Here is a 26,312-nt window from a genome sequence, read left to right as displayed (position 1 = left end):
ATGAGTGAAGAAAGCTTAGTAGAACACGGTTATCGCAGAATAATCATTACCATCACCGCCATTCTATGTGCACTGTTAGAGATAGTTGATACGACTATCGTCAATGTAGCCATGAATGATATGAAAGGGAGTATCGGTGTTTCTCTTACTGATATCGCCTGGGTGGTAACGGCTTATGCTATTGCCAATGTAATAGTAGTGCCGATGACTAGCTGGCTCTCACAACAGTTTGGAAGACGTAATTACTTTGCTGCTTCCATTATCATCTTTACTGTAGCTTCTTTTTTATGTGGGTATTCTACTACGCTATGGGAGATTATACTATTCCGTTTTATACAAGGTCTAGGAGGAGGTGCGTTATTAGTAACCTCACAGACCATTATCACAGAGAGTTATCCCGTAGAAAAAAGAGGTGTTGCACAAGCAATATACGGTATGGGTGTTATTGTAGGGCCTACACTTGGACCTCCATTAGGAGGGTACATTATAGACAATTACTCTTGGCCATTTATCTTTTATATCAATGTGCCTTTAGGGATTATAGCCACCACATTGGCCATATTATATGTTAGAAGTCCTAAATACGCTGAAAAGAGCAAACTGAATGAGATAGACTTTTTAGGGATTATACTACTTGCTATTGCAGTAGGTTCATTACAGTACGTATTAGAACATGGTCAACAAGATGATTGGTTTGAAAACAGTACTATTCTGACTCTATCTATATCATCTGTATTAGGGTTCTTCTTCTTCGTATGGAGGGAACTGACCTGTGACAAACCTATTGTAAATTTAAGAGTACTGAAAGATTCTAATCTAGCCATTGGTACAGTATTGTCCTTTATCTTAGGGTTTGGGTTATATGGGTCTACTTTTATCATTCCTATCTATACCCAGTCGATTTTAGGATGGACTGCTACAGATGCAGGGATGTTATTAGTACCAAGTTCCTTAATGACTGCCTTAATGATGCCATTCATCGCTAGAATGCTACAAAGAGGAGTTCCTCCTAAATATCTAGTATCAGCAGGATTCTTAGTATTCTTCTTATACAGTTTCTGGGCTCGTAATATACTTACTCCAGATACAGGTAGTGAGCATTTCTTCTGGCCATTAGTGATACGCGGAGTGGGGTTAGGATTACTATTCGTACCAATTACAACACTATCACTCTCTAACTTAAGAAATAGAGAGATAGGTGAAGGAGCAGCCTTTACTGGGATGATGCGTCAATTAGGAGGTTCGTTTGGTATCGCACTAATCACAACCTTTATCTCTAGATGGTCTGTAAACCACAGACTAGGATTAGTAAGTCATTTAGATACTGCTTCTCTAGAAGTTCAGAATCGTGTAGCTGCCTTACAACAAAGCTTTATAGCGAAAGGATTCCCTACAGATGAGGCACTTCAAAAAGCATACACCTTACTAGACCTAGGAGTGACTAAACAAGCAACAGTATTAACCTATATGGATGTATTTATGTTCTTAGGGGTACTATTTCTTATTTGTATTCCTTTTATACTCTTATTGATTAAAAAAGGAGCTGGTAAGATCATTGCTGGTGCAGGACATTAATAAAGAATAAATTATACATAAAAATAGAGACCTCAGGGTCTCTATTTTAGTTTTATATAGGTAAGCTTTTAATGCTGTTTGTGCTGCTTTCTATATTGAAGAGGGGTTAAATCAGTTTTCTTTTTAAAGAAACGACCAAAATAAGATTCCTCTGTAAAATTCAAATCTATAGCTATCTGAGCAACTGTATCATTCGTCTGTATTAGTCTTGATTTAGCTTCTTCTATCAGATACTTATGAATAAAATAACTAGCAGGCTGATTAGTGATTTCTTTAACTATATCATTAAGGTAATGAGGATGTACATGTAACAGTTCTGCATATTGATTTACTTGCTTTAATTCAATAGCATTCTGGGTCACCAATAATTGGTACTTTGCTACTAACTGCTCTTTTCTAGATAATACAAAGGGAGTTGATGTAGTCTGTTGATTATATATTCGCTCTGCCTCTATTAAGATAATATTCAGAAACATACGCACTAATAAATCATCATTAAAAGTTTCTTTTTGACATTGTTCTTGATTTAACTTCCAAAACAGATGACACATCATCTCTACCTCACGTTCTGTAAGTTCCACATAAGGAGCCTTGTCCAATTGAAAAAAAGGAAAGCTATTCAACTTGATTTGATGCTTGATACAAAGTAAAAAATAATCAGAATCAAATAGACACATAAACCCTTCTAGATCATTAGTCCATTCTTTTATTTGGTGTAATTGGTTATCCGACACAAAGTACATTGTCTGCTCACCTAAGCGGTATTCTTTATGCCCTATGACTTCAGTAACTGTTCCCTTAGTTACTAGCACCATACTGTAAAATCGCTTACGCGTACGACTGCCTAAAAACAAATCATTGTGTTGCCTCAAATCAGCCAAAGACAAGACTTCCATATAGCCTGCTCCTTCTTTATAGCGCAGTTTATTACACTCACCACAATTGACTCCTTCAGATACCAAAAAATGATTCTTAAAGTCTTCTATTGACTCTATTTCCCTTATATCTTTATTACTTTGACTCATTTATATCCTTACTTTTTATCTAATAATTAGAGATAATACCCATCCTGCTACATATAACCCTATCCCATAAACAGTGTGCGCTTGAAGACTGCGTAGCCTTACTATATTTGGTTTAGGTGTTTTGGAAGCTACTATTCCAAACCCAAAGGCAGGTTGCATCATAAAGAATGGAAACACTGTCGTAGCCACTCCTATAACTAGTGCAGGTAAAAATGTAGGTGCTAAAAGCCACTCTACACCACAAATTACCAATAGTACAAAAGCAAAACTTATACCAATGAAGTAATGTGCTATCCATCCTAATGCTCTCTCATTCTTCACTGGGGTAGCCTGCATAATATTAGGGTGACTAAACACTCCTTTCGTAAAAGATCCTATCCATCTACCCACCATCGCATAGTCCAATGATGGAATATTAAACAGTTTCTTAATAGCTACTGCATAAAGATCCATAAATATAGTAGCTCCTATGCCTAATAATAAAGCATACTCAATTAATAATACAACGTTATTCATTATTTCAATTCTTTAAATTATTCTTTATCTACTTGCCACACGTGCTTCATAATCTCTTGTGGAGCAACAACACCTGTCTGACGCCAATAGATATCTCCCTGCTTATTTAATAAAATCATCGTGGGTACAGAGCGAACAAAGAACTCTTCTTTTAAGTCCTTACATTGATCTATATTTGCTCTTATTAAATCTACTTTAGCTTCTATATCCTCCTCTATATGATCTATTATACCTGATAGTGTTCTACATGGAGCACACCAATCGGCATAAAACTGTACTAATACAGGACGTTTTAAATTGTCAAAGTCTATAAACTCTTCCATTTTTGTTGTCTTTTTTAAAATTGAATAATAACGTTGATATTTATATAGAATAAAAAAACGCTATTATTTTGACATTACAAAACTAATAGCGTTCTTATTCTTTATTCTTACCCTTATAGGAGATTTAATAGGACAAAGTACAGATTTATCTCTTCTCGTACTTTTATAGTTCTTATACCATATCTATAAAAACAAAAATCAAGATTACTCTTACTTCAATTGTTTGCCTAGCTGTTCTACTCTAGCAATCCACTTCAGCCTCTGCTCTTCTTTAGAATTTCTAACAATTCCAATATAAGTGACTTTTACAGGAGATACACCACAGAACTGCAGTGTTGATTTCTTTAGCTGATTCACACTAGGTCTTCCATATATCAAGCGATAATACCATCCTGGTTGATCTAAGGTAGTGATAATATGAGCTGTTTTACCTTTCAGTAATTTGTCCCATAACATACTATTCTCTCTGTACTGATACATAATACCTGGTAGAAATATTCTATCGATAAATCCTTTTACTAAAGCGGGAAGTCCTCCCCACCATACAGGGTGTACCCATACAAGATGATCAGCCCATTTGATATCATCTATCGCCTTAACTAAATCTGGTTCTAGTTCCATGCGTTTCTGATAACCATACTGTAAGTTCGTATTAAAGCTCATCTTCGCTACTGTGATTTCTCTCACTTCTGCTCCACTCTCCCTGGCTCCTTTTACATATGCATCTACTAATCCAAAACACAGTGAATCTTTATTTGGATGTCCATTGATAACTGTTATTCTCTTCATTATATCTCTTTTACTGTTATAGAATCATATTGTTGTAAACCTGTGAAAAGTGCTTTTTCTCCATGAAGTTGATGTGCAAAATACTGCCCAGGTAAAACTTTATTACTAACTAATGCCTCTGTATGTAATACGGCTGATAAAGCAGTTAATTCTGCCTGTCCTCTATCACTCTTTAATAAAATTCTCCTTACTTGCTGAGAGCCTTTAATAATGATTTCGAATACTGATATATCTCCTGCTCCACTACCTCCAAATATCTTTCTCCTTGTCTTTAAAGACATTCTCTTAAATACACCGAACTGCTGCATCCAGCCTAATACACGAGTTACAAACTTAGAGTTGTAAGTCATCTTCACACTTACGGTAGGTACAGCTTCTACTTGATTCAAAATATACAGATCAGGAGTGTCAAAGTTGTAAACTTGCCTATTTCTTAGCCCAAAAGAGAAACAATAAGATTCACTATCTAAAAAGTGTAAAACCTCCTTAGGTTGATTCTTTTGATACTGAACAAAAGGAGTTGCAACATGCTCTGCCATAAAATGAGCTGAACTTTCGCCTGCTTTATCTTTTATAGAATAATACACCATCAGTTGTGCGCGCTCTATTTTTTCTGTAGTAGGCACAGCAGATTTTACTAATCCAGGAACAATTCCTCCCATCCAACCTGAGCCAAATACAATACGGCTATTAAACTTAGTATAGTCTGTAGTAATCTGTAATGCCTTGTGTAAAGCGGGTGTTGGTTTAGTGATATCCAAATAATCTATTCCATGCTCTATCGCAAAACGAAGTACATGATCCTTCTGGTCATTAACAGATAAAATAATTAAATCGATACTTCTAGATAGAATAGCTTCTAGTGAAGATGGGCTATTGACATCTATCTGTACTTCTTTTTGTAGATCTTTAGGAGCTCTAGTTCCTAAGATTATATTACATTGAGGATTTCGCTCTTTTAAGATACGAGCTATAGTCCCCCCTACTAACCCCTTACCTCCTACGATTAAAATATTGTTCTGCATAATTAATTTGATTTGCAGACAAAACTAATAGCCTATAGAGGTCTAAATACTGGACAAATGTCTAAAAAGTAATCTCTTTTCTGATACGACTTAAATGTCTTTGGGTAATTCCTAAATAAGAAGCCAAATACTGTAACGGAATATACTGTACAAAATTAGGGTGATGTATCAATAGATTCTTATAACGTTCAGAGGCAGTCTCTCGCTGAAACTGTATCACTCTGCGTTCTAATTCTAAATACTGTTGCTCAGCAATAATCTTTAAGAAAGTAGTCCACTGAGGTAATCTATCTGCTAAAGCATCGAGATCTTTCTTCTGAATAGACCAAACTACTGTATTAACAATCGCTTGGATACTCTCAATACTTTTTCCTCCTGTAATAAAAGCAGAATATGCACCAATCAAATCATCTGGAAAACGAAAACAATAAGTCAGTTCATCTCCTTTTTCGTTTGTATAAAAGGAACGAAAAATACCTAATTCAATAAAGGCTATTTCTTCACAGTATTCATTTTCTTTTACGAGATAGTCATTCTTAGCAATATTGCGTTGTGCAAATAAAGCTACAATAATACCTATCTCTTCTTCTGAGAATAGATTAAAACGTTGAAAAAATATATTGAGCATAATAGATACCATATTCATGGTAAATGTAATCCTATATATACAATATCTTATTAATTTTTATTACATTTCGCAGAATTTCATTTAGAAACAACAATACATAAACCTAACAAATATGAAAAAATTAGTTTTATCATCTCTAGTACTAGCTACAGTACTAACATTAGTAAGCTGTAAACAAGAGGTTAAAACAGAACAAGTAGCAACAGAAACAGAAGCAACTACCTCTGATAATACACCTACTACTGTAATAGATACAGCTGCTGCTAAACAGGCTATCGCTAAAGAAAAAGAGGCGTTAGCAAAACCATATAACGAAGAAGAAGATGGTGATGCTAAAATAACAGAACTAATCGCAAAGGCTAAAGCAGAAGGCAAAAACGTTTTTGTACAAGCTGGTGGTAACTGGTGTATATGGTGTCTTCGTTTTAATGATTTTGTACAAAAAAATCAAGATATAAAAACTGTAGTTGATGCAAACTACGTTTATTATCACTTAAATTATACAGCTAAACATAAAAATGCTAAAGCATTCGAAAAATATGCTCCTGAAGGACAGAAATTAGGTTATCCTTTCTTCATCGTAATCAATGGGGAAGGAAAAACGACTAATGTAATTTCATCTGGTGAATTAGAAGCAGATAAAAGCTATGACGTAGCTAAAGTAAAGCAGATGTTCGTAGACAATGCTCCAAAGAAATAAAAGCGAAAGGCTGTCCATTAGACAGCCTTTATTATTTAACCTGTATAGTCTTTAGATTCGCAGATATAGGTATGGCTTTTACTTCTTGATTTACATATAAAAACAACATATCACTGGTCTTCCCTATAAGGATTCCTTCTATCATTTCCCCTCCTATATACTCTATTTTAGTCATTTCTTGTTGTAGTGTTTCAACATAAGCTCGCTTGCCATAATACTGTGCCATCAGTATAAGATACCAGATAAAAATAAGGATAAACACACCTCCTTTTATTTTTCTATACCAAGAATATTGTTCAAGATTAAATGTTGATTTACTATAATTAGCAGGAAATTTCTCTTTCCAATATGCATCACCTTTAAACAATAGATAAGTAATAACCATTGTCACAATAGCAAAAGCTACTATTCTAAAATCTGCAAAGGGAGCTATCAAAAAATCAAATATAGAAGAGTAATCAAAAATATTAATACCAAAAGCATTATACTTTTGATTATTAAACAACATCCCTATTCCAATAGCCAATAAATAAGCAAAAGTCAGTATAAGCTGTGCTGACTTCATTAATTTATTGACAAGCGTTTTTACTATATTTTCATCCATAAAAAAGAGTTATAAGAATAACACAAAACAACTTCTCTGTCTCTATCAAATATATACTTTTTTGACCTAGAATAAATAATAAAAAAACTTCTATTTAAATTCTTATTTACATCAAAATAATAGAAGTAATATATAGATGATATAGATGCTAACTATAAAAGCTTACCTTTGGATAAATAGTTCATTCTATACAAGGGTTTTAATGTTTATAACCAATTGTTTCACTACATTTTCTATCCATGTCTGTTATTCGATATCTTCTTAGCTGTTTTCTAATGATCTTACTCTTGAATGGTTGTACAGATAAATTAAGCAATCAAGATTACACTGATTCTTCTATCCGATGGAAAGCCGATTTCACTATAAAAGGAATCAATATTCCTATTGTTTTTACACTAGATAGCATTCCACTTAATATTCATGGTTACCGCACCATCTTTACAGATGGTCCAATTACAAATCAAAAAGAATATACCGAAATAACAAGTGATAGTTTTATCAACCCTTTAGATTACAGTGGTCATATCTATCTAAAAGGGATTATACGAAACGATACAATTAAAGGAGTATTTGAAGATAAGAAAGATAAAAATACTTTAATTACCATCCCTTTTATAGCCTATAAGACAAAAGAACCTCGTTTTTCTATTCCGAGTACTTATACAGCTATTAATGTAACTGGTCAATGGGAGTTTACCTTTTCAGAACAAGATTCTCCAATTAAATTTACAGAATACTCTAAAATCGAGAACTTCCATTTATTCCAAAATGAAGGTACTATAATCGCACGTACGACAAGAAATGAAGGTTTTGAAGGTGTAATGACTCAAGATGGTTTTATCTGTTCTTCCATGTCTAAAGATAGACCTACTCTTCTTCAAACTTCCATAGTCGATACTAACTACTTAGAAGGTACTATCCTTACACCCAATGAATCGTTCTCCTTCACTGCTAAACGAAAAAGTAAACTCAAAAGCACCAAAGAAAACAGTACGACTCTGTTCAAGATGCTCCGAAATTTGTTCAAAGCTTATGAAGAATATCCTAAATAAAAAAGCCACTCCCAAGGAAGTGGCTTCAAACCTAACCAAACTAATAGAAAGATATTCCTTCCTATAAAAAATCAAACTTATTATTCTAATTTATTAGTCATAGAATTTATCGAAACGTGCAAATCCTGATATCTTATCAGGAAGTGTCATTCCCTTAGTAACCTTGTCTGTTTTTAGATCATAAACCCAAACGTAGTTTCCTTCTTCTGCACTATTAATCGCGAAGTAGACTTTCTTATCTTGAACAAAGAAACCTAGTTCATACGGTTCATCTAAAGGTAATTCTGTCAACTGTCTTACAACTGATCTAGTCTCTAAGTCGATAATAGCGTATTTTCCATTATAACTTCCTCCTTTAGCTGGATCTCTATAACCAATAATCATTTTATTGTCTCCTATATAATTCATCGCTGTTTCAGGTTTTAATCCTCCTAATACTTGCGTCAAATTAATTTCGTAAGATCTATCTAATACCCCTTCTGCAGTCTTAATTCTAAATAGATAAATATCTTTAGCCTCTGAATTTGTACGTGTAAAACAACTATAGTAGAAGCTGTCATTATCCTTTACAAAAGAAGTTTTAAAATAAGGAGAACCATTACTAGCACCACTACTACGAGTATCTGCTTCTGATTTGATTACTTTAAAATCTGGGTACGAAATAGAAGCTATATTATAGAAATTAGGTGTCAACCACTTCGCATTTCTAAAACCGTACTGTAAATACAATACTCCATCTATATAAGCTGCAGAACCTATTGAATAATGGTCATATCCTTGAGGGAAAGGCTCTAGGCCAGACACTTCTCCTTGTTTTACTATTTTAAGATTTGTTGTATTAAAAACTGTATATCGGATGCGCTCTATATCACTTGTATCTCCAAAAAGAATCAAAGTGTTATCATCAGCCCATGTATAAGCACTCACATCATTAATATAAGAGAAAGGTACTTCTATCTCTGTAACTAGCTTATCATTTGTATATTTAAACTTTTTAAATACTCCTTGATCTGTTTTATAGTTATAGATATACCCATTCTTAACGATATAAGAATACGTTCCTTTAGAGTTAATTTCATCACCTTCTCTATTCAGATCCATAACTCCTTGTGTCACATCATTGGTAGCTGTAATATAATGAACCGTATTAGGCCAACTTCCCAATGCTGATAATAAGAAATACTTATAATCTTTTTCTCCTTCAAAACCACCACTCTGAGATGGTTCTTTACTACATCCTATTACTGTAATAAGCAATAAGATCATAGATAAGATTGTATATGATTTATTTTTCATCTGTAATGTCTATTTTAAAGAATATCTGAATTTGAAATAAAATGCTCTACCTTGTTTTTGAAGTTTAAAGTTGTCATAAGCAAGAGCATTTCCAATATTAGTACAATTCAAAGCAAAATTATACTTCCCTTTTGCTATCGAATAATTGATTCCTACATCGTGTAATGTCTGGCGAGGGATCGTTGGAATATTCTTTTTGTTTCCATAAGACTGCCAGTTTTTATAGAACCACTCTGTCATAGATACCCCATAAGTTAACTCAATACGAGAATCTTTTTGGAACCAATCATCTTGTCCTATACTAACATCTATATTACCATATAACCAAGGCTGGTTTGGCACTTCTTTTTTATAAGTAGCAGACTCTACATTATCACTATTATTAGCGTATTTCGTATTGTCATAAGCATAGTTATAAGTAATATTCGCCATGATATTAAGAATATTCTTATACTGGTAGTTAAATTCTCCTTCTACTCCTCTAGTAAAGATATTAGATAAGTTCTCATATTTAAAAGTACTATTGAATAAATTAGGTACTGTATAAATATAATCCTTCGTATCTCTAATATATCCTGCTGCATCAAAACGTACGAAGTGATCATCAAAACGCTGGCTATAATACACCCCTAAGTTGAAGTTATTACTGCTCTCAGGACGTAGAGCTAAGTTACTAGTAATAGACACTCCATCACCAAATATTTCTTCTGGTTCTAATAAACGGAATGATTTTTCAAAAGAAGCTTTTAAACCTAGTTCATTGGTAATTTTAAAAGTACTCGCTATACCATATCCCCAATTTCCTGATTGATTTTTAACAGGTACATCCTTACGTGTAGAAGAGTCAAAGACAGTCTTATCTAAATCAACTAAGTAATACTTTCCAAAAAACACATTAGTCCATCTCTTATCAAACCAATCTTGTTGATAGTTAATAGAGAAAATCTGTTTTGTCATTTTCGTTGGATAAGCATCTTCTCTCTTATCGTATAATAAATTATAAGATTGATTCTTCACATAATCTAACATATAATTAAAGTTAAACTTGTGAGAATCACTTATTCTATACTCTGTAGTTAATTGAGAGAATACACGGTCTCTGTGTTGTCTACTTAAAGAAGGGTTAGTAAGCTCACTTCCTGCAGCAGGAACATAACTTCCATCCCAACTGTATTTTCTCATTAAAGTATCCGTTCCTTTTTCTAAACTCTTAGAATACCCTAAATAATAATTGATATCAAAGCGATCGTTCAATAGATCTTTCTTCTTATATTTTAAAAAGTAATTATTCGCATCTCCTTCTCTCTTCACTCCTCCATACACAATCTCTTGATTAGATCCTGTCTGAATTTGTTTATCAAATAAAGAATGTGACACTCCTACGAATAACATATCAGCCCATGACTTATCCTCTATTCCCAATTCTGCCATTACAAATAAAGATTTGTAGCGATCATTGAAACGTTTTACATCTCTGTATTCATACTTCTCAGCTTGGGGATTATAGATCTTCATATCACGCATCTTATAATCATTATCCGAGTAATTATAAGCACTATTCAGTCTCATTATAATTCCAGTACCCTTATCTTTTAATTGTCCATTTAAATTAACTTTATGGGTATTAAAAGATCCAGTCATATAACTAGCATCTAAGTAATCTTTAGAATTACCATTCGTGATAATATCGACTGCACCTCCCATAGCATCAGTGCTCAAATGAACAGGGACAACTCCTTTATATATCTCTACACGTTGAGCCATATTAATAGGAAGTGTATTCATATCCACTCCTTTACCTAACATCTCTAATGGAACTCCGTCTACAAAAAACTTAACTGCTTTTCCAGACATTCCGTTTACAGAAAAATTATAATCAGACCCTACACCACCTTGCTGTCTAACTTTGATACCGCTACTTTTGTTTAGTATTTGATTTAAATCATAAGTACTATTAGCTATCTTTTGCATATCTACAGCGCTTACTGTAAAAGCTTGCTCTTTTAAAGCATCTACTTTACCTTTTACACTAACCACAACATCATCTAATACAGAAGGCTCATCTTGCATAGTAATACTCAATGATTTTGGACTTGTATTAAATTGAACAGTTCTGCTCTCTTCAACCATACCTACATAATTAAACAGTATTATATGTTGTCCTGTTGTGTGCTGTAATTCAAACTTCCCATCTAGATCTGTCTGAACGCCAATTGTACTTCCTTTAATAGAAACAGATACTCCTATAATGGGAGTTTTCTGTGAATCATAAACGATTCCTTTTACTTTACCTACAGTTCCTTGAGCATTTACTAAACAAGGTAACAGAAGTAGTAAAAAACAAAAAAATACTTCCTTAAACGGTCTCATTATTTAAATTAATTTTAAATAACAAAAGTATTGGTCATGTTAGTAAAAACCAAAGAAATACAACTTTATTTTTAACAAGTCTAATTAGCTTATTTATACTGACTATTAACAAGCACAATATCAACAAATTACCAAATCAAGATATTACTATTTGTATCACAAGAACACAATGACATAATTATTCAACTTACTCATAACAAACTAGATAACAACTAAGCTCTAAATACAGTTCATAAAAAAAGCGTAGCCATCGCTACGCCTTTACGTCATATTTCTGTTTACTTTATGATAGACTCGTAAATTACCTTTTGAATATCTTCTCTAATATTAGCTTTTGATAAATTATTTACATTGCTATCTGGATAAGTCCTATTAGATAAAAATACAAATACTAAATCTTTATCAGGGTCAGCCCAAGCCATTGTTCCTGTAAACCCAGTATGTCCAAAACTAGACATTGAAGCACATCCACATGTTGGACCAGGAGAACCTGGCTTTTGCGGTTTATCGAATCCTATTCCCCTTCTACTACCTTTACTACAATAAGCACACTCATTAAATGTATTAAAAGTATCTTCTGAGAAGAAACGATCACCTCCGTATTCCCCTTTATTCAGATATAACTGCATCATTTTAGCAACATCTAACGCTGATCCAAATAACCCTGCATGCCCAGCAACACCACCTTGCATAGCTGCTCCCATATCATGCACATACCCTTGTACAGTGGTATAACGATAATAATTATCTATTTCAGTAGGAGGAATTACATTCAAGTCAAATTTACGCAATGGCAAATAAGTTAAACGCCAAGCTCCCATCTTATTATAATACTCACTTTCCACTACTTGATCAAGTGTCTTGTGATATTTACTCTCTACAAACTCCTTCATCATAATAAACCCTAAATCACTATACTTATATTCCTTTTTAGATAATTTAGAATCTGCTATTTGTTGTAGGATTTCATTTGTATACCCTTTTTTAATATATAAATTCTCTGACACTTGAGTAGGATACTCTGGAGTGTAGAAGAAGCTATACAAACTCGGATCAGGTCTATTATTCTCTGCTAGAGTGCGTTTATAAAAAGGAATCCAAGCTGGTAAACCTGACTGATGTGTCAACAACTCTTTAAAAGTAATATCTTCTTTATCTGTATGTTTAAACATTGGCAACATCTGTCCAAGTTTAGTTTCCATTCTTACCTTATGATCATCATACATCTTTACCAATACTGGCAACGTTCCTAAGATCTTAGTTAAAGAAGCTAAATCATATAGATCTGTATTTAAGACCTTTGTGCTATTATCATAAGTATGATGTCCAAAAGCTTTTTGATATACTACTTTACCATGACGAGCCACTACTACCTGAATACCTGGTGTATATTGTTTATCTATTGCTCCTTGAGCAATAGCATCAATTCCATTTAACACATCAGGATCCATCCCTTCATTTGCTGCAGTAGAAAAACCTAAGCGATCAATAGCCTTGGTTTTAAGTCCTGTACCAACAGCGAAAGAACCACTGATAGAAACTGGTAACTTTCCTTTAGCTCCTATAGCCCCAAATAATACTTGAGCGGCAGCTTGCTGAGCAAATTTATTATTCTGATACCCTACTAACACAGTATTTACTTTATCTAAAGGCATTGACTCAAGCGCATACGGTTTAGCAAAAGATACTAACACAGTATTCTTTCTAGCGGCTAAATTACGTAAAGTTGCCTTCTCTGTGTCTGACATATCGTGCTTACGCCATGGATTATCAACCTTGTGATATCCTACAATAATAGTTGTAAACGCAGAAAGATCTTCTAAGCTATCTCCTGTAATTTCTATTACATCATCATAATTTTGTAACATACTTAAGAAGTGACTACCATCATCATCTCCTAACTTTACATAAGCTATCTTTTGTTTTTCTAAATGTTTAAAAGGAACTAACCTATCTTCATTCTTCGTTAAAGTCATTGCTTCTTCATACAACTTCTGATTTAAATCATCGTAAACTGGAGCATTCAAATCCTTAATTAAGCTACCTGTTTCAATTGCAGAAAATTTCGTCATACCAGATTTATACTTATAAGCCAAAACCTTCTTTACTGAATGAGAAAGGCGTTCTTCTGATATTTCTCCTGCATTATAAGCAGCTAATATATTCGTTAGAGCAGTAGGTACATCTTCAGAGAAAAGTAATAAGTCATTTCCTGCTTTAAAAGCGGCTAAATCTACTTCTCCAGGTTTTAAAAAACTTGTTGCAGCTTTCATATTTAAAGCATCAGTAAAGATCAGTCCTTCAAAACCTAACTCCTCTTTCAACAACTTCGTTACAATATTATGAGATAAAGAAGTAGGAATATCATTAGGTTCATAAGCGGGTAGATTTAAGTGACCTATCATCACACTAGACAGCCCTTCTTCAAATAACTTTTTATACGGATAAAATTCAACTTTATTTAAGCGCCCTTTATCAAAGTCTATTACAGGCAATTTGTGATGTGAATCTGTAGAAGTATCACCGTGTCCAGGAAAGTGTTTTCCTGTTGCGAAAATATCTTGACTCTGATATCCCTGCATAAAGGCACTAGCGCGATCTGTTACTATCTCTCTCGTCTCACCAAAAGAACGCACTCCGATAATAGGATTCTTTGGATTAATATTAATATCTAATACAGGCCCAAAGTTAAACTGCATACCTAAGCGTTTGGTTTGTTTAGCCATCGCTTCTCCCACTTGATAAATCAAGTCCATATCTTGAACAGCACCCAATGTCATATTATAAGGGAAACGATAAGTATCTTCTAAACGCATACTCAGTCCCCACTCTCCATCTATACCCACTAACATAGGTACCTTACTTAAAGTCTGTAAACGATTAGTCATTTCTGCTTGACGAACAGGTCCACCTTGAAAGAAAATTAATCCTCCAATATGCTGTTCTTGCACAAGTTTCTCTAAACTCTGTACATGAGTCTCATTTTTATTAGAGTAAGCCGCAACCATAAACAGCTGTCCTATTCTTTCCTCTAAATTCAACGTATTATATACACTATCTACCCATTGTTTCTGTCTAGCTTGATTAAACTTAACCTGTCCAAACGCACTAGAAGCTACAAGAAGTAGTACAACAGTCAATCTTTTCATTAGTTTTTATTTTAGGTCAAAAAAAATCACCATCAAAAGTCTATTTGATGGTGATTTTGATATCGTAAATATAAATATTAGAATCTATTTAAAAAAACGTGAATGCCAACTTTCAGATGCTGGAACTTCCCAAAATTCTCTAAACTCTCCTAAATCATTTACTAAATTATTGAATACAATTGTATTAGCTGATACAGACTTAGACTTTACTAAATCTTTAAATTCTAATAAAGTTTTAAAAGCAATGAATTCTCCTGTTTTATAAGTAACATTCATCTTATCTAGTAAGTCTACATTATACTTTTGTTCAATATCTTGAATCACACGAACTGAAGCATCTATTGAACATCCTGAAGCAGGGTGTATATCTTGATCTACTGTTAATACAATAAATCTATTGTAAAATATCTTATAAGAAGATTCTAATGGTGTAGCATGCGCTGCCCACTCTGCTGTAAAAGCAGCTAAATCCTTATCTATATCTTGAACCTCTTCATCTGAGAACTTACGATTAGATTGGTAAATCCAAACTCTCGAATGATCAGGCATTTCTTCAAATGGTTTAAACATATTTTATAAATCTTCTGCGTTTGCGATTAACTCAGCTACGTCTAGTACTTTTACTGAGCTTTCTTTTTCTTTAAACTTCACTCCATCTGTAAGCATTGTATTACAGAAAGGGCACCCAGCAGCGATAATCTCTGCATTAGTCCCTATAGCCTCTTCTGTACGCTCTACGTGCACTTCTTTATCTCCATGTTCTGGTTCTTTAAAAAGTTGAGCACCTCCAGCACCACAGCAGAAACCATTTTGTCTAGAGCGTTTCATTTCTACTAACTCTGCATCTAATTTTTCAATCAATTGACGCGGAGCTTCATAAACTTGATTAGCACGTCCTAAATAACATGGATCGTGGAAAGTAATTCTCTTCCCTTTAAATTGCCCACCTTCTATAGTCAATCTTCCATCATCTAAAAGTGATTTCAAGAATTGAGTATGGTGTACAACTTCATATTTACCACCCAAATCAGGGTACTCATTCTTAAGTGTATTAAAGCAGTGAGGACAAGCAGTTACGATTTTTTTAATTTCATATCCATCTAATACTTGGATATTCATCATTGCTTGCATTTGGAATGCAAACTCATTCCCTGCTCTCTTTGCTGGATCCCCAGTACATCCTTCTTCTGTACCAAGTACAGCAAATGATACGTTTGCTTTATTTAATATCTTTACGAATGCTTTTGTAATCTTTTTTGCTCTATCGTCAAAACTTCCAGAACAACCAACCCAGAATAATACTTCTGGTTGTTCTCCTCTTGCCATCATTTCGGCCATGGTAGGCACAACTAAATTTGCTGACATAATCTTGTGTTTATTGAGATAATCCTAGAAAAGGATTATGATAGTTAATGTTTAGTTTTCGTCTTTCCAGTTTAATCTGTCCATTTGACTATATTGCCATGGAGCAGCATTATTCTCAACATTTTGCATCATGTTGTTTAACTCTACAGGAGCGGCACTTTGTTCCATAACTAGGAAACGACGCATATCCATAATGATAGAAAGTGGACTAATGTCTATAGGACATTCTTCTACACATGCATTACATGTATTACAAGCCCATAATTCTTCTGGTGTGATATAGTCGTTTAACAATGTCTTACCATCATCTACAAACTGACCATTGTTCGCATCTAATATCTTACTTACATCCTCTAAACGGTCACGAGTAGACATCATTATCTTACGTGGAGACAGCTTTTTACCTGTCGTATTTTGAGGACAAGAAGATGTACAACGCCCACACTCAGTACAAGAATAAGCATTTAATAACTGTACCCAGTTTAAATCCATTACATCTTGAGCACCGAATTTCTCTGGTTCCCCCACTGGTTCTGCCGGAGCAGCGTATGGATCTGCATTAGGGTCCATCATTAAAGAAACTTCTTTCTTAACAGACTCTAAGTTATTAAACTCGCCTTGAGGTTGCAAATTAGCATAATATGTATTTGGGAATGCTAAGAAGATGTGTAAGTGTTTTGAATAATATAAATAATTCATAAACAACATCACCCCTACTATGTGTCCCCACCAACAAAAACGCTCAATGAATGCAACTGTTGCAGGATTAACTCCATCAAATATAGGGCTGATAAAACTAGAAATAGGGAATGATCCTACTGCTGTATAATGTGTATAGCCGATACTCTGAAGATAATAATCTGCAGCGTTCATGATTAAAAAGAAACACATCAACACAGTCTCAATGTAGATAATATTATTCGCATCACGCTTAGCCCAACCTTCCATTTCTGGTTGATTAAAACGTCTAAGTTTTATCACATTTCTACGAATCCAGAATACAATAACTCCAAAGATAACTAAGAAAGCTAATACTTCAAAAATTCCAATTAATGCATCATAGCCTACACCTAAGAAGCTAAACACTCGATGTGTACCAAACAAACCATCAACGATGATTTCTAACATCTCAATATTAATAATCACAAAACCTACATATACAAAAATATGTAAGATAGCTGGGATAGGTCTTTTTACCATCTTAGACTGTCCTAAAGCTACGCGGATCATATTTTTCCAACGAGCTGAAGGATTATCTGTTCGATCGATATCTCTTCCTATTTTGATGTTGCGGACTAGTTTCTTTATATTTTTAATAAAGAATCCAAACCCAACAACTAAAAGAAGTAAAAATAATACTTGGCCTAAATACTCCATAGTCGTAATAATTGTTTCAGTAATTGTTAGTTTTTCTTGTTAGTTGGTTTAGTTGTTTAGTTTATTATTCCTTAACCTCTGTACTCTTTTCTTCTTCTGTCGCTTGATAAGGTGTCGCTTTCTTACCAAATAAAGAGAAGTGTACATAACGTTTTGGGTGTTCTTTTAAGTCGCGTAATAAAGCTTCTAATTCTTTACTTGCTCCTTCTAAGTTACTATATAATTGTTCGTCTTTCAATAATTTACCAACTGATCCCTTACCACCTTGGATATCTCCCATGATTTTATCCATACTTGCAGTAGCGTTATCTAAGTTAGTAAAAGTAGATTTGATATCCAAAGCTTTTAAATCTGTAGAAATTGAAGCGAAGTTACTACTCATCGTATTTAAGTTAGTCAATGTACCGTCTAACTTAGGCTGAGTCGCTGCAACCATCTGATTAGTAGTAGCCATCAACTTATTAGCACCTGCTAAAGTACCATCTAATTGAGTCATTGCACTTTTTAAACTCTGTTGAGTATTTTCATCCATTATATTATTAACAGAAGCTAACATCGTATTTAAGTTAGCTAAAGCCTCTTCTACTTTTAACTGTAAAGGTTCGATTTGTTTTGTCAACTTCTCAGTCATATCTAAAACTACCTCTCCTTTTAGCACTTGTCCAGATTCAGCATAATTTGTATCTCCAAATAAAGGATCTATCATAATGCCTTTACCTCCTAATAACCCAGGAGAGTAAATCTTAGCTACACTATTCTTAGATATATTGACTTTTTGAGTCATTAATAACTCAACTTTTAATTTGCCTGAAGTATTATCTAAATCAATCTTAGATACTTTCCCTACGACTAAACCATTAATGGTAACCGTTGAAGAAGTAGTCAATCCTTCTACATTATCGTATTCTACATAAAATCTAGTACTGTTATCAAATATGTTTCTCCCTTTTAAAAATGAGTAACCCCAAATGAACAAAGCAATAGCTCCTAATACTAAAATCGCTGTTTTAATTTCTCTTGATATTTTCAAAACTTTTCATTTTTATAACACGCAAAAATAAACTTTTATTTCTAAAGCGCTTGATATTATTTTAATGCTTCCTCTACTGTAATCACTTTACCATCCTTGAATGCTACAATAAATGCAGAACTGTGTCCTTTATCCTTTGCTACTTTCTGATTTTGTTTCGCTGTCTCATAGTCACTTGTCTCCCCGTAATAATATCTACTAAGATTTCCTGCGCGCATTGTCGTCACTCCTCTTAGTCCTTTAAAATTCTCAGGTTTTAAAGCTAACACTTTTGATCCTGCTGCAATTTGCACTTTAAAAACAACTTTATTCGTGTTTGAACTACTTTCTTTTCGAGAATTAGTAGTTGTCTCATTAGTTGTAGTCTTTCTACTATTATCAGCTTTAGCTGCTGCTTTATCATTAGAATCTGCTAATACTAGAGTTTTACTACCTCCATAATAAGCCGCTTTATAATCAATAATCCCTTGTGCTATAGAACGTGCTAATTCTTTCTGTCCTTTACTTGAAGTCAAATAGCTCCCTTCAGCTGTATTAGATACAAACCCTAACTCTATCAATATACTAGGCATAAAAGCCCCGTGTAATACCCAGAATGGACCTTGTTTTACTCCTCTATTCTTTCTCTTCAGATCATTTGTAAAACCATCTTGTACTCTACTTGCTAAATCAATACTCTGATGAATATAATCTTCCTGCAATAGTGTCAATCCAATAATAGACTCTGGAGAAGAAGGGTCAAAGCCTGCATACTTTGTCTTATAATCATCCTCCATCATAATCACGGAGTTCTCCGTCTTAGCTACATCTAGGTTAGATTTATTCTTACTAAGACCCATCACATAAGTCTCTGTCCCTGAAGCAGCCTCACTATTCACACCATTACAGTGAATAGATACAAATACGTTTCCATTATTATCATTAGCTAATACTGATCTTTCCTTTACAGGTACAAACACATCTGTCTTACGAGTATAGAACACTTCTATATCAGATTGTTTTTCTAATATCTTACCTACCTCTAAAGCTACTGCTAATACAATATCCTTTTCTACATTCTTCTTATGGTTAGTACCAGTATCTTTTCCTCCATGTCCAGGATCTAATACAACTTTAAATTTTTTCCCATTCTGTGCTTGTATAGAGAAACTCAGGAAAAGAATGGCTAGTAAGGCAAACAGTTTAGAACGACTGTAATTCATATAAATGATATTTATAACGTTTTATAATTTAAATAAAAATACATTTTCAAAAAAAATATATGTAAGTTTGACACGTTAAAAACAACGCGCTTAATTTTACAAAAATAGCATATATATAGGTTTGCGAACAAATATTTTTAATATCGTTTTCATTTTATTGGTTTTTGGAGCAACTTTAACACAAAAAGGGATTGCACAAGACAACAATAAGAAATTTACAGCTGTAAATACTACACTAAAAAGAGATTCTATAGTTACCACTTCAGATACTATAGACAAACTTGCTGTACCCTCTATCCAGGATACACTTAAAAAACAAAAAGACACCATAGTTCCTGCTAATAAACCTCTTCTTGAAGAAATGGTTTATAGAAAAGCAAAAGACTATGAAGCCCTAAACTTAGCAAAAAAAGAAATTACATTATATAATGAAGCTGAAATACGCTATCAGGATTATGAACTAACTGCGGGTAAGATCATTTTCAATTATGAAAAAAGTGAAATCTATGCAGGAGGTATTAAAGATAGTGTTGGTAATATGTCGCAATACCCTGTTTTTAAACAAGGATCACAGATCGTAGAACCAGATTCTATCCGCTTCAATACAAAAACAAAAAAAGCATTAGTTTTTAAATCTCGTACTTCACAAGGTGAATTTAGAATTAAAGCAGAAGTGAGTAAAAAAGAGAATGACTCTGTTTACTTCATGAAAGATGTAATCTTTACTACTGCTAAAGATTTAGATGATCCTGAATACTACTTCCGTACCAATAAGGTTAAGTTAGTACCTGGCAAAAAAGTAGTTACAGGAGTTACCAATATGGTGATTGCTGATGTACCTACACCACTAGGATTGCCTTTCGCCTTTTTCCCGATGTCAGAAAAAGCTGAATCAGGATTTATCATCCCAAGTTTTGGTGATACTAATCAACAAGGATACTATATTCAGAATGGTGGTTATTACTTTGCGATAAGTGATAAAATGGATTTAAACGTATTAGGAGACTACTATACTAATGGTAGCTGGGGATTGAGATTTAACAGTTCTTATGCTCAACGTTATAAATATAACGGACGTGTTTTAATCCGTTACGAAAACAATATCTTCTCTGAAAAAGGACTTCCAGATTACGCATCTAGCAAGTTATACAATATTCAGTGGAATCACAGTCAAGATGGTAAAGCCAATCCTAACTCACGATTCTCTGCGTCTGTAAACTTAGGTAGTAGCCAGTACTTCAGACAATCAAACAATACCTATAACGTAGGAGCTTCTATGAATAACACCATGAGCTCATCTGTTAGTTACCAACGTACTTTCGAAAGTGTACCACAAGTGAATATGTCACTTACTGCTACTCACTCTCAATCAACAAATACAAAGGAGATTAACATGACTCTTCCTACATTACAAGTAAACGTAGATCGTGTATTCCCTTTTGCTCCAAAATATGGTTCTAAAAAAGGTATTATTAAGAACTTAAACTTCTCGTATTCTGTACGTGGAGAAAACCGTGTAAAAACACACGAAGATTACTTCTTTAAAAGAGAAATGTTCGACAGTTTAAACACAGGGTTCCAACACAGTATTCCAATTGCAACCAACTTCAAAATATTCAAACACTTCTCTGTAACGGCAGGTGCTTCTTATAATGAAGTTTGGTACTTCAATACCATAGAGAAAAAATACAACGCACAGACTAATAAGGTTGATGACATTAGAGTAAATGGATTCGACAGCTTTAGAACGTATAATGCTAATGCAAGTATTGGAACAACTATTTATGGTACATTCAACTTTGGAGAAGACAAAAGAATCCAAGCTATACGTCACGTAATGCGTCCAAGCGTTGGGTATTCTTACACACCTAGTTTCGAACAGTACTATGACACTTATGCCATAGATGCTACAGGACAAACATTCCAAGATTATACTCGTTTCCAAAATGGTATTTTTGGAGCTCCTGGAAGATATAACTCTAATATGATGAACTTCAACTTAAGCAACACTTTTGAAGCAAAAGTTAGAGATGATGATAATGAGAAAGGTGAACCGAGAAAAGTAATGCTTTTAAACAGCTTAAACTTCTCTACGAGTTATAATATGTCTGCTGACTCACTGAAGTGGTCTCCTGTACGTGTAAGTGCTGGTACAGCTCTATTTAAAGATAAAATGCAAATTAACTTTGGAGCAACACTTGACCCTTATGCTTTAGACAATAACAATAGACGTATAGATACTTACAACATTAACAATGGAGGAAGTTTATTCCGTCTGACAAGTGCTAATATGACTGTAAACTGGTCTCTATCTAGTAAAGATGCCATGTTCGGTAATGCTGAAGACAAAAAGAATCAAAACTCTCTAGACAATGGTGGACGTGCTGATGATTTATTTGGTAGAGCTGTAGAGTTAGGTAATCAGAAAAGAAGTACACTGAGTGACGATGATGAAGACAAACCTTTTGGTGGTTTCTTTAATGCTAAACTACCTTGGGATTTAACCTTTGCCTACTCCATGACTTATAACAACTCATCGAGGCAGAACGAAATCGTCAATAACTCCGTCATGGTATCTGGAAATCTAGATGTAACACCTAATTGGAAAGTTGGTTTCTCTACAGGTTATGACTTTGTTCAGAAAGGAGTTACTTTTACTCAATTAAGGTTTGAACGTGACTTAAAGAGCTGGAGAATGGACTTCTCTTGGGTACCTATCGGAACCTATACTAGTTGGGGATTCTTTATTGGTATTCGCTCATCAATGTTAAGTGATATCAAGTGGGAAAAACGTAAAGCTCCAGACAAAATATACAGATAAAAATAATTCAGAAAGAGGAGGCGTATTTTTACTCCTCCTCTTTTTTTAAAACTATACTTTATGAAGAAAATTATCAATTCAGACAAGGCACCTGCGCCAATCGGACCATACAATCACTCAGTAATGACTGGTGACTTATTATTCATCTCAGGTCAAATCCCTTTTAATCAAGCTACAGAAACGCTTGTAACAACAGGTATTGAAGACGAAGCAAAACAAGTAATGGCTAATCTACAAGCGATACTAGAAGCAGCAAATATGACATTCGAAAACGTTGTTAAAGCAACTATTTTCTTAACAGATATGAATGACTTCGCTAAAGTAAACGAGATATACGGAAGCTTCTTTACAGCCGCTACAGCGCCTGCTAGAGAATGTATTCAGGTAGTAAAGTTACCTAGAAATGTAAATGTAGAAATATCTATGATAGCTTCTAAATAAGCAGAAAGCACACTACTAAAAAGGGGTGATTATTAATTAATAATCACCCCTTTTTAGTAGTCTTATTTTTTACTTCTAGATTCCTAAAAACTGAAAAGCTTTAGTTTTCTCTAATTTACTATTTACAACACCTGCGTACTGCTGTTTCTTAGAAACATCTAACTTTCTAACTCCAGCCTTTTCACTAAAATCAATTGTTTTTAAATCAAGCCACATTGGTGTTAACGCAATCGGATCTTCATAATAATACACTAAATTCTTCTGATCAGAAACCGTTCTCCACTTAGTAGAAGATAAATTAGGTTCTCCATCTATATGCACTCCATAAGGCACAGATACATTACGTACAATACTAAATACAGCACCTACAGAAACGCGCTCATCAGCACTTTGTTCTACCGCAGTTGCATAGTATGAAGCACGTGCAAAACGATCTTCAGATCTACCTGTACCAGGCAACACTTTATTTCCTGGCAAATAATTCCAATAATCTCTAATCGCTAATTGCTTATCATAAGTAGGAGAATTAGTCACCACAGTATATGAAGGATCATGATATATCTTCAGTTTACCATCAATAAATTCAAAAATAGCATTATCACCTTGCGCATCAGAAATTGTTAAGTGAACAGTAGCTAAAGAAGTACGTCCTGGCGTATTAGCAGTTACTACGATAATAGGATTCTTTTGCAGATCCTTAACTGCTTCATCAACACTTGCATAATTATCTAAAACATATTGTGCCCAAGCTGCTAAGCTAATCCCCTTATCTTTTCCATCAGGATTATACTCAGGATATTTAGACTCTACTAACCATAAGATATTAGCCACAAGCCCTTTCTCGTTCATACCATCTGTAGTAGCGATATCAAAAGCAGAAGTAACAACACTTCCATACTTAGACTTCCATTTTACAGAAGCCTTCCCTACTTCTCCATTGCGTTCCATTCCTCTTGGAAATACCCAAATATTAGGCATAATTTCTTCTTTCCAATCCATTGAGCGCCCTGTAATAACTGTATTATTAGGTCCTTTATAAACAACTCTTGTACAAGCTTCCGCTTCAGACAAACCAAAGACAAATGCTCCTAAAACCAAAGCACCTGTAAACACTCTTTTTATTTTTTTCATAATATGACAAGTTTGATTCCTACTAAATTAGCTATTTAATTAATTACTCGAAAGCAATTAAACAAAATATAACATCTTTTATTTTGCTTCTTAAAAAAATTAGTCCTTTTAAAATAACAGCTCTGTAATTAAAAAACATACTAGACTATCCCAAACACCATGCCTATTTATCTCTAGAGTACTCTTTATAATCTAATACATACGAGAGTATTCTAATTTTATTTAATTCACTCTTTAACAAATCTTAGATTCAAACAATACATGTATCTGTTATTACATTTATTAAACTAAAACACGAATTATGACTTTATTATTTAAGAATAATATCAACGTTCAGCTTGCACTTTCTAGGGGATTACTAGGGGTTTTCTAGGACTTTCCTTGCCCAGAAGCTCTCTTTCTCGAAGAAAAGTGCAAGAAACCCGCAAGCAATCCCCTAGCAAGTCAATACAAAACCATCTTTAGCATCTCAATTAATGCTGAGAAGAAACAGAGTTCTTGCTAGCAATTCTGTAAATGAGCTGTTTAAATATTTTTATCCATCTGTAATTGCGAAAAAGTAATTGTCACAGGTACGCAAGTTTTTACCAACAAAAAAAGGCACATAATACTTATGCGCCTATTCCTTCTATATTCGTCTAGTTTTTTCTAGAAGTTCCTTATTTTATTGTACTGATAGCGTTTAACAACAATTGAGCTGAAGCTTCATTTGTTGCCAAAGGTACATTGTGTACATCACATACTCGTAACAACATATTAATGTCTGGCTCATGTGGGTGTTTTCCTAGAGGGTCTTTAAAGAATAAAACCATTGAAGTCTTTCCTTCCGCAACTCTTGCAGCAATCTGAGCGTCCCCTCCTAGTGGTCCTGATAGCATACGCTTCACTTTAAAACCTGCATCCTCAGCCATACTTCCTGTAGTCCCTGTACCAATCAATGATATTCCTTCACTTGATAGAATTTCTCTGTTTTTTTTGATAAACTCTAACATTTCTTTCTTCTTAGCATCGTGTGCTACAATTGCTATTTCCATACTCCTTACTATTTATGATATTCGATTAATCCGTCTAATGGTTTTTGAATTATTTTCCCTACTTGAATATTATGATCTGCTAATAGCTCTCTAAACTCGTCTTGTAAAAAATAAGCTACAGAACCAACAAAATGAACTGGCACTGTGCTATACTCAGGATTATTCTTGATATAATGATTTATAAAGAAAGTAATTTGTTCTTTGATCATATCTTTAAAAAAAGTTTTATCCTTATGCTCTATTAAAAATGGCAAAAAGGAAGCCATATAAGCATTAGGGTTTTCTTTCTTATAAAAATTGTACTTCACTACATCAGCATCTACATCGTATTTACTTTTAAATAAATCTGCTAATTCTTTAGGCATCATTTTTAAAAAGAAACTCTTGATCATCAATCTACCGAGTGCACTTCCACTACAATCATCCATAGCCATAAAACCTAAGGACTCTATTCTCTGATATACTTTATTTCCATCAAAATAAGAGACATTAGATCCTGTACCATTAATACAAACTATTCCTTCCTCTCCTTTTCCTACAGTCGCGTAAATAGCAGCATAAGTATCTTCGTGGACATTAATGTTTTTACAATTCACAAAGTAATCTTCAGCAAATCTTTTAACGATATTTTTTGTACGATCAGACCCACACCCTGAACCATAAAAATAAAGTTCCTTAACCTCGTCTTTATTCTTACAGATATCAGGCACTGTATTAACGCGGGTAAAGAACTCATCTAAAGTAATAACTTCGGGATTTAGTCCTAAACTAGTCACCGAAGTTATAACATTATTATTCTGGTCAAAGAAAATCCAATCAGCCTTAGTGGAACCACTATCGACGATTATTTTCATTTAAA

23 protein-coding genes are annotated in these 26,312 nt (G+C 33.9%); 5 read left to right on the top strand and 18 right to left on the bottom strand.

Annotated elements, in window-relative coordinates; genetic code table 11:
* Entirely contained in the window at positions 1 to 1,575 is a 1,575-nt protein-coding gene (locus tag HX049_RS11680) for a DHA2 family efflux MFS transporter permease subunit (protein ID WP_006263387.1), read from the top strand.
* A 68-nt stretch (positions 1,576 to 1,643) separates the two neighbouring features.
* Here HX049_RS11680 and HX049_RS11675 read toward each other — a convergent pair whose 3' ends face one another.
* From HX049_RS11675 to HX049_RS11650, 6 genes are all read right to left on the bottom strand, one after another.
* The gene (locus tag HX049_RS11675; RefSeq protein WP_286415981.1) at positions 1,644 to 2,600 is read right to left on the bottom strand and encodes an AraC family transcriptional regulator; all 957 of its coding nucleotides are present in this window, start codon (positions 2,598 to 2,600) and stop codon (positions 1,644 to 1,646) included.
* A 15-nt stretch (positions 2,601 to 2,615) separates the two neighbouring features.
* Complete coding sequence (locus HX049_RS11670; protein ID WP_286415979.1) at positions 2,616 to 3,116, bottom strand: DUF2938 domain-containing protein; 501 nt, start codon at positions 3,114 to 3,116, stop codon at positions 2,616 to 2,618.
* A 17-nt stretch (positions 3,117 to 3,133) separates the two neighbouring features.
* The gene (locus tag HX049_RS11665; RefSeq protein WP_006260989.1) at positions 3,134 to 3,439 is read right to left on the bottom strand and encodes a thioredoxin family protein; all 306 of its coding nucleotides are present in this window, start codon (positions 3,437 to 3,439) and stop codon (positions 3,134 to 3,136) included.
* Positions 3,440 to 3,649: 210 nt separating this feature from the next.
* On the bottom strand, positions 3,650 to 4,228 hold the full coding sequence (locus HX049_RS11660; RefSeq protein WP_286415976.1) for an NAD(P)H-dependent oxidoreductase: 579 nt from the start codon (positions 4,226 to 4,228) through the stop codon (positions 3,650 to 3,652).
* Positions 4,228 to 5,253, bottom strand: coding sequence for a saccharopine dehydrogenase NADP-binding domain-containing protein (locus HX049_RS11655; RefSeq protein ID WP_286415973.1), 1,026 nt, complete (start codon positions 5,251 to 5,253; stop codon positions 4,228 to 4,230). The genes HX049_RS11660 and HX049_RS11655 overlap by 1 nt, the downstream gene beginning before the upstream one ends.
* A gap of 61 nt (positions 5,254 to 5,314) precedes the next feature.
* On the bottom strand, positions 5,315 to 5,899 hold the full coding sequence (locus HX049_RS11650) for a Crp/Fnr family transcriptional regulator (protein WP_286415971.1): 585 nt from the start codon (positions 5,897 to 5,899) through the stop codon (positions 5,315 to 5,317).
* 94 nt (positions 5,900 to 5,993) lie between these two features.
* Here HX049_RS11650 and HX049_RS11645 point away from each other — a divergent pair, with 94 nt between their 5' ends.
* Positions 5,994 to 6,581, top strand: a complete 588-nt coding sequence (locus HX049_RS11645; RefSeq protein ID WP_286415969.1) for a thioredoxin family protein — start codon at positions 5,994 to 5,996, stop codon at positions 6,579 to 6,581.
* A 31-nt stretch (positions 6,582 to 6,612) separates the two neighbouring features.
* Here HX049_RS11645 and HX049_RS11640 read toward each other — a convergent pair whose 3' ends face one another.
* The gene (locus tag HX049_RS11640; protein ID WP_286415967.1) at positions 6,613 to 7,185 is read right to left on the bottom strand and encodes a hypothetical protein; all 573 of its coding nucleotides are present in this window, start codon (positions 7,183 to 7,185) and stop codon (positions 6,613 to 6,615) included.
* A 275-nt stretch (positions 7,186 to 7,460) separates the two neighbouring features.
* On the opposite strand from HX049_RS11640, the gene HX049_RS11635 reads away from it, so the two are divergent.
* A complete protein-coding gene (locus tag HX049_RS11635) occupies positions 7,461 to 8,237 on the top strand; it encodes a hypothetical protein (protein WP_286415966.1) in 777 nt (258 codons plus the stop codon).
* A gap of 93 nt (positions 8,238 to 8,330) precedes the next feature.
* Here HX049_RS11635 and HX049_RS11630 read toward each other — a convergent pair whose 3' ends face one another.
* The 8 genes from HX049_RS11630 to HX049_RS11595 all read right to left on the bottom strand — a co-directional run bounded on the left by HX049_RS11630 (position 8,331) and on the right by HX049_RS11595 (position 20,026).
* A complete protein-coding gene (locus HX049_RS11630; RefSeq protein WP_286415964.1) occupies positions 8,331 to 9,533 on the bottom strand; it encodes a hypothetical protein in 1,203 nt (400 codons plus the stop codon).
* Positions 9,534 to 9,542: 9 nt separating this feature from the next.
* Positions 9,543 to 11,903, bottom strand: a complete 2,361-nt coding sequence (locus tag HX049_RS11625; RefSeq protein WP_041890718.1) for a TonB-dependent receptor — start codon at positions 11,901 to 11,903, stop codon at positions 9,543 to 9,545.
* A 278-nt stretch (positions 11,904 to 12,181) separates the two neighbouring features.
* Entirely contained in the window at positions 12,182 to 15,052 is a 2,871-nt protein-coding gene (locus tag HX049_RS11620; RefSeq protein ID WP_286415963.1) for a glycoside hydrolase family 3 N-terminal domain-containing protein, read from the bottom strand.
* An 84-nt stretch (positions 15,053 to 15,136) separates the two neighbouring features.
* Complete coding sequence (locus HX049_RS11615; RefSeq protein ID WP_041890713.1) at positions 15,137 to 15,622, bottom strand: hypothetical protein; 486 nt, start codon at positions 15,620 to 15,622, stop codon at positions 15,137 to 15,139.
* A 3-nt stretch (positions 15,623 to 15,625) separates the two neighbouring features.
* Positions 15,626 to 16,417, bottom strand: coding sequence for a (Fe-S)-binding protein (locus tag HX049_RS11610; protein WP_041890710.1), 792 nt, complete (start codon positions 16,415 to 16,417; stop codon positions 15,626 to 15,628).
* Between the two features lie 51 nt (positions 16,418 to 16,468).
* Entirely contained in the window at positions 16,469 to 17,794 is a 1,326-nt protein-coding gene (locus HX049_RS11605; protein WP_041890706.1) for a (Fe-S)-binding protein, read from the bottom strand.
* Positions 17,795 to 17,858: 64 nt separating this feature from the next.
* Entirely contained in the window at positions 17,859 to 18,824 is a 966-nt protein-coding gene (locus HX049_RS11600; protein WP_286415961.1) for an MlaD family protein, read from the bottom strand.
* 56 nt (positions 18,825 to 18,880) lie between these two features.
* Positions 18,881 to 20,026, bottom strand: a complete 1,146-nt coding sequence (locus tag HX049_RS11595) for an N-acetylmuramoyl-L-alanine amidase family protein (protein WP_286415959.1) — start codon at positions 20,024 to 20,026, stop codon at positions 18,881 to 18,883.
* Positions 20,027 to 20,147: 121 nt separating this feature from the next.
* Here HX049_RS11595 and HX049_RS11590 point away from each other — a divergent pair, with 121 nt between their 5' ends.
* Both HX049_RS11590 and HX049_RS11585 read left to right on the top strand, forming a co-directional pair.
* Positions 20,148 to 22,847, top strand: coding sequence for a putative LPS assembly protein LptD (locus HX049_RS11590; RefSeq protein WP_041890697.1), 2,700 nt, complete (start codon positions 20,148 to 20,150; stop codon positions 22,845 to 22,847).
* A 60-nt stretch (positions 22,848 to 22,907) separates the two neighbouring features.
* Positions 22,908 to 23,288, top strand: coding sequence for a RidA family protein (locus tag HX049_RS11585; protein ID WP_016649569.1), 381 nt, complete (start codon positions 22,908 to 22,910; stop codon positions 23,286 to 23,288).
* A 75-nt stretch (positions 23,289 to 23,363) separates the two neighbouring features.
* On the opposite strand, the gene HX049_RS11580 is transcribed toward HX049_RS11585, so the two are convergent.
* The 3 genes from HX049_RS11580 to HX049_RS11570 form a co-directional block, all read right to left on the bottom strand.
* Positions 23,364 to 24,419 (bottom strand): linear amide C-N hydrolase, encoded by a 1,056-nt coding sequence (locus HX049_RS11580; RefSeq protein WP_286415958.1) that lies wholly within the window; start codon positions 24,417 to 24,419, stop codon positions 23,364 to 23,366.
* Positions 24,420 to 25,078: 659 nt separating this feature from the next.
* Positions 25,079 to 25,453 (bottom strand): methylglyoxal synthase, encoded by a 375-nt coding sequence (locus HX049_RS11575; protein WP_041890690.1) that lies wholly within the window; start codon positions 25,451 to 25,453, stop codon positions 25,079 to 25,081.
* 8 nt (positions 25,454 to 25,461) lie between these two features.
* Positions 25,462 to 26,307, bottom strand: a complete 846-nt coding sequence (locus tag HX049_RS11570; RefSeq protein ID WP_286415957.1) for a BadF/BadG/BcrA/BcrD ATPase family protein — start codon at positions 26,305 to 26,307, stop codon at positions 25,462 to 25,464.
* Positions 26,308 to 26,312 lie beyond the last annotated feature (5 nt).

The organism is Myroides odoratimimus (assembly GCF_030326305.1).
Lineage (GTDB): Bacteria > Bacteroidota > Bacteroidia > Flavobacteriales > Flavobacteriaceae > Flavobacterium > Flavobacterium odoratimimum_A.
The sequence above is the reverse complement of the archived record's forward strand: the minus strand, read 5'-3'. Positions and strand labels throughout refer to the sequence as shown.

Bases quoted from the DNA above. Each gene is read 5' to 3' on its own strand.
- HX049_RS11680 (WP_006263387.1), top strand. From the start codon at position 1: ATGAGTGAAGAAAGCTTAGTAGAACACGGTTATCGCAGAATAATCATT.
- HX049_RS11675 (WP_286415981.1), bottom strand. From the start codon at position 2,600: ATGAGTCAAAGTAATAAAGATATAAGGGAAATAGAGTCAATAGAAGAC.
- HX049_RS11670 (WP_286415979.1), bottom strand. From the start codon at position 3,116: ATGAATAACGTTGTATTATTAATTGAGTATGCTTTATTATTAGGCATA.
- HX049_RS11665 (WP_006260989.1), bottom strand. From the start codon at position 3,439: ATGGAAGAGTTTATAGACTTTGACAATTTAAAACGTCCTGTATTAGTA.
- HX049_RS11660 (WP_286415976.1), bottom strand. From the start codon at position 4,228: ATGAAGAGAATAACAGTTATCAATGGACATCCAAATAAAGATTCACTG.
- HX049_RS11655 (WP_286415973.1), bottom strand. From the start codon at position 5,253: ATGCAGAACAATATTTTAATCGTAGGAGGTAAGGGGTTAGTAGGGGGG.
- HX049_RS11650 (WP_286415971.1), bottom strand. From the start codon at position 5,899: ATGAATATGGTATCTATTATGCTCAATATATTTTTTCAACGTTTTAAT.
- HX049_RS11645 (WP_286415969.1), top strand. From the start codon at position 5,994: ATGAAAAAATTAGTTTTATCATCTCTAGTACTAGCTACAGTACTAACA.
- HX049_RS11640 (WP_286415967.1), bottom strand. From the start codon at position 7,185: ATGGATGAAAATATAGTAAAAACGCTTGTCAATAAATTAATGAAGTCA.
- HX049_RS11635 (WP_286415966.1), top strand. From the start codon at position 7,461: ATGATCTTACTCTTGAATGGTTGTACAGATAAATTAAGCAATCAAGAT.
- HX049_RS11630 (WP_286415964.1), bottom strand. From the start codon at position 9,533: ATGAAAAATAAATCATATACAATCTTATCTATGATCTTATTGCTTATT.
- HX049_RS11625 (WP_041890718.1), bottom strand. From the start codon at position 11,903: ATGAGACCGTTTAAGGAAGTATTTTTTTGTTTTTTACTACTTCTGTTA.
- HX049_RS11620 (WP_286415963.1), bottom strand. From the start codon at position 15,052: ATGAAAAGATTGACTGTTGTACTACTTCTTGTAGCTTCTAGTGCGTTT.
- HX049_RS11615 (WP_041890713.1), bottom strand. From the start codon at position 15,622: ATGTTTAAACCATTTGAAGAAATGCCTGATCATTCGAGAGTTTGGATT.
- HX049_RS11610 (WP_041890710.1), bottom strand. From the start codon at position 16,417: ATGTCAGCAAATTTAGTTGTGCCTACCATGGCCGAAATGATGGCAAGA.
- HX049_RS11605 (WP_041890706.1), bottom strand. From the start codon at position 17,794: ATGGAGTATTTAGGCCAAGTATTATTTTTACTTCTTTTAGTTGTTGGG.
- HX049_RS11595 (WP_286415959.1), bottom strand. From the start codon at position 20,026: ATGAATTACAGTCGTTCTAAACTGTTTGCCTTACTAGCCATTCTTTTC.
- HX049_RS11585 (WP_016649569.1), top strand. From the start codon at position 22,908: ATGAAGAAAATTATCAATTCAGACAAGGCACCTGCGCCAATCGGACCA.
- HX049_RS11580 (WP_286415958.1), bottom strand. From the start codon at position 24,419: ATGAAAAAAATAAAAAGAGTGTTTACAGGTGCTTTGGTTTTAGGAGCA.
- HX049_RS11575 (WP_041890690.1), bottom strand. From the start codon at position 25,453: ATGGAAATAGCAATTGTAGCACACGATGCTAAGAAGAAAGAAATGTTA.
- HX049_RS11570 (WP_286415957.1), bottom strand. From the start codon at position 26,307: ATGAAAATAATCGTCGATAGTGGTTCCACTAAGGCTGATTGGATTTTC.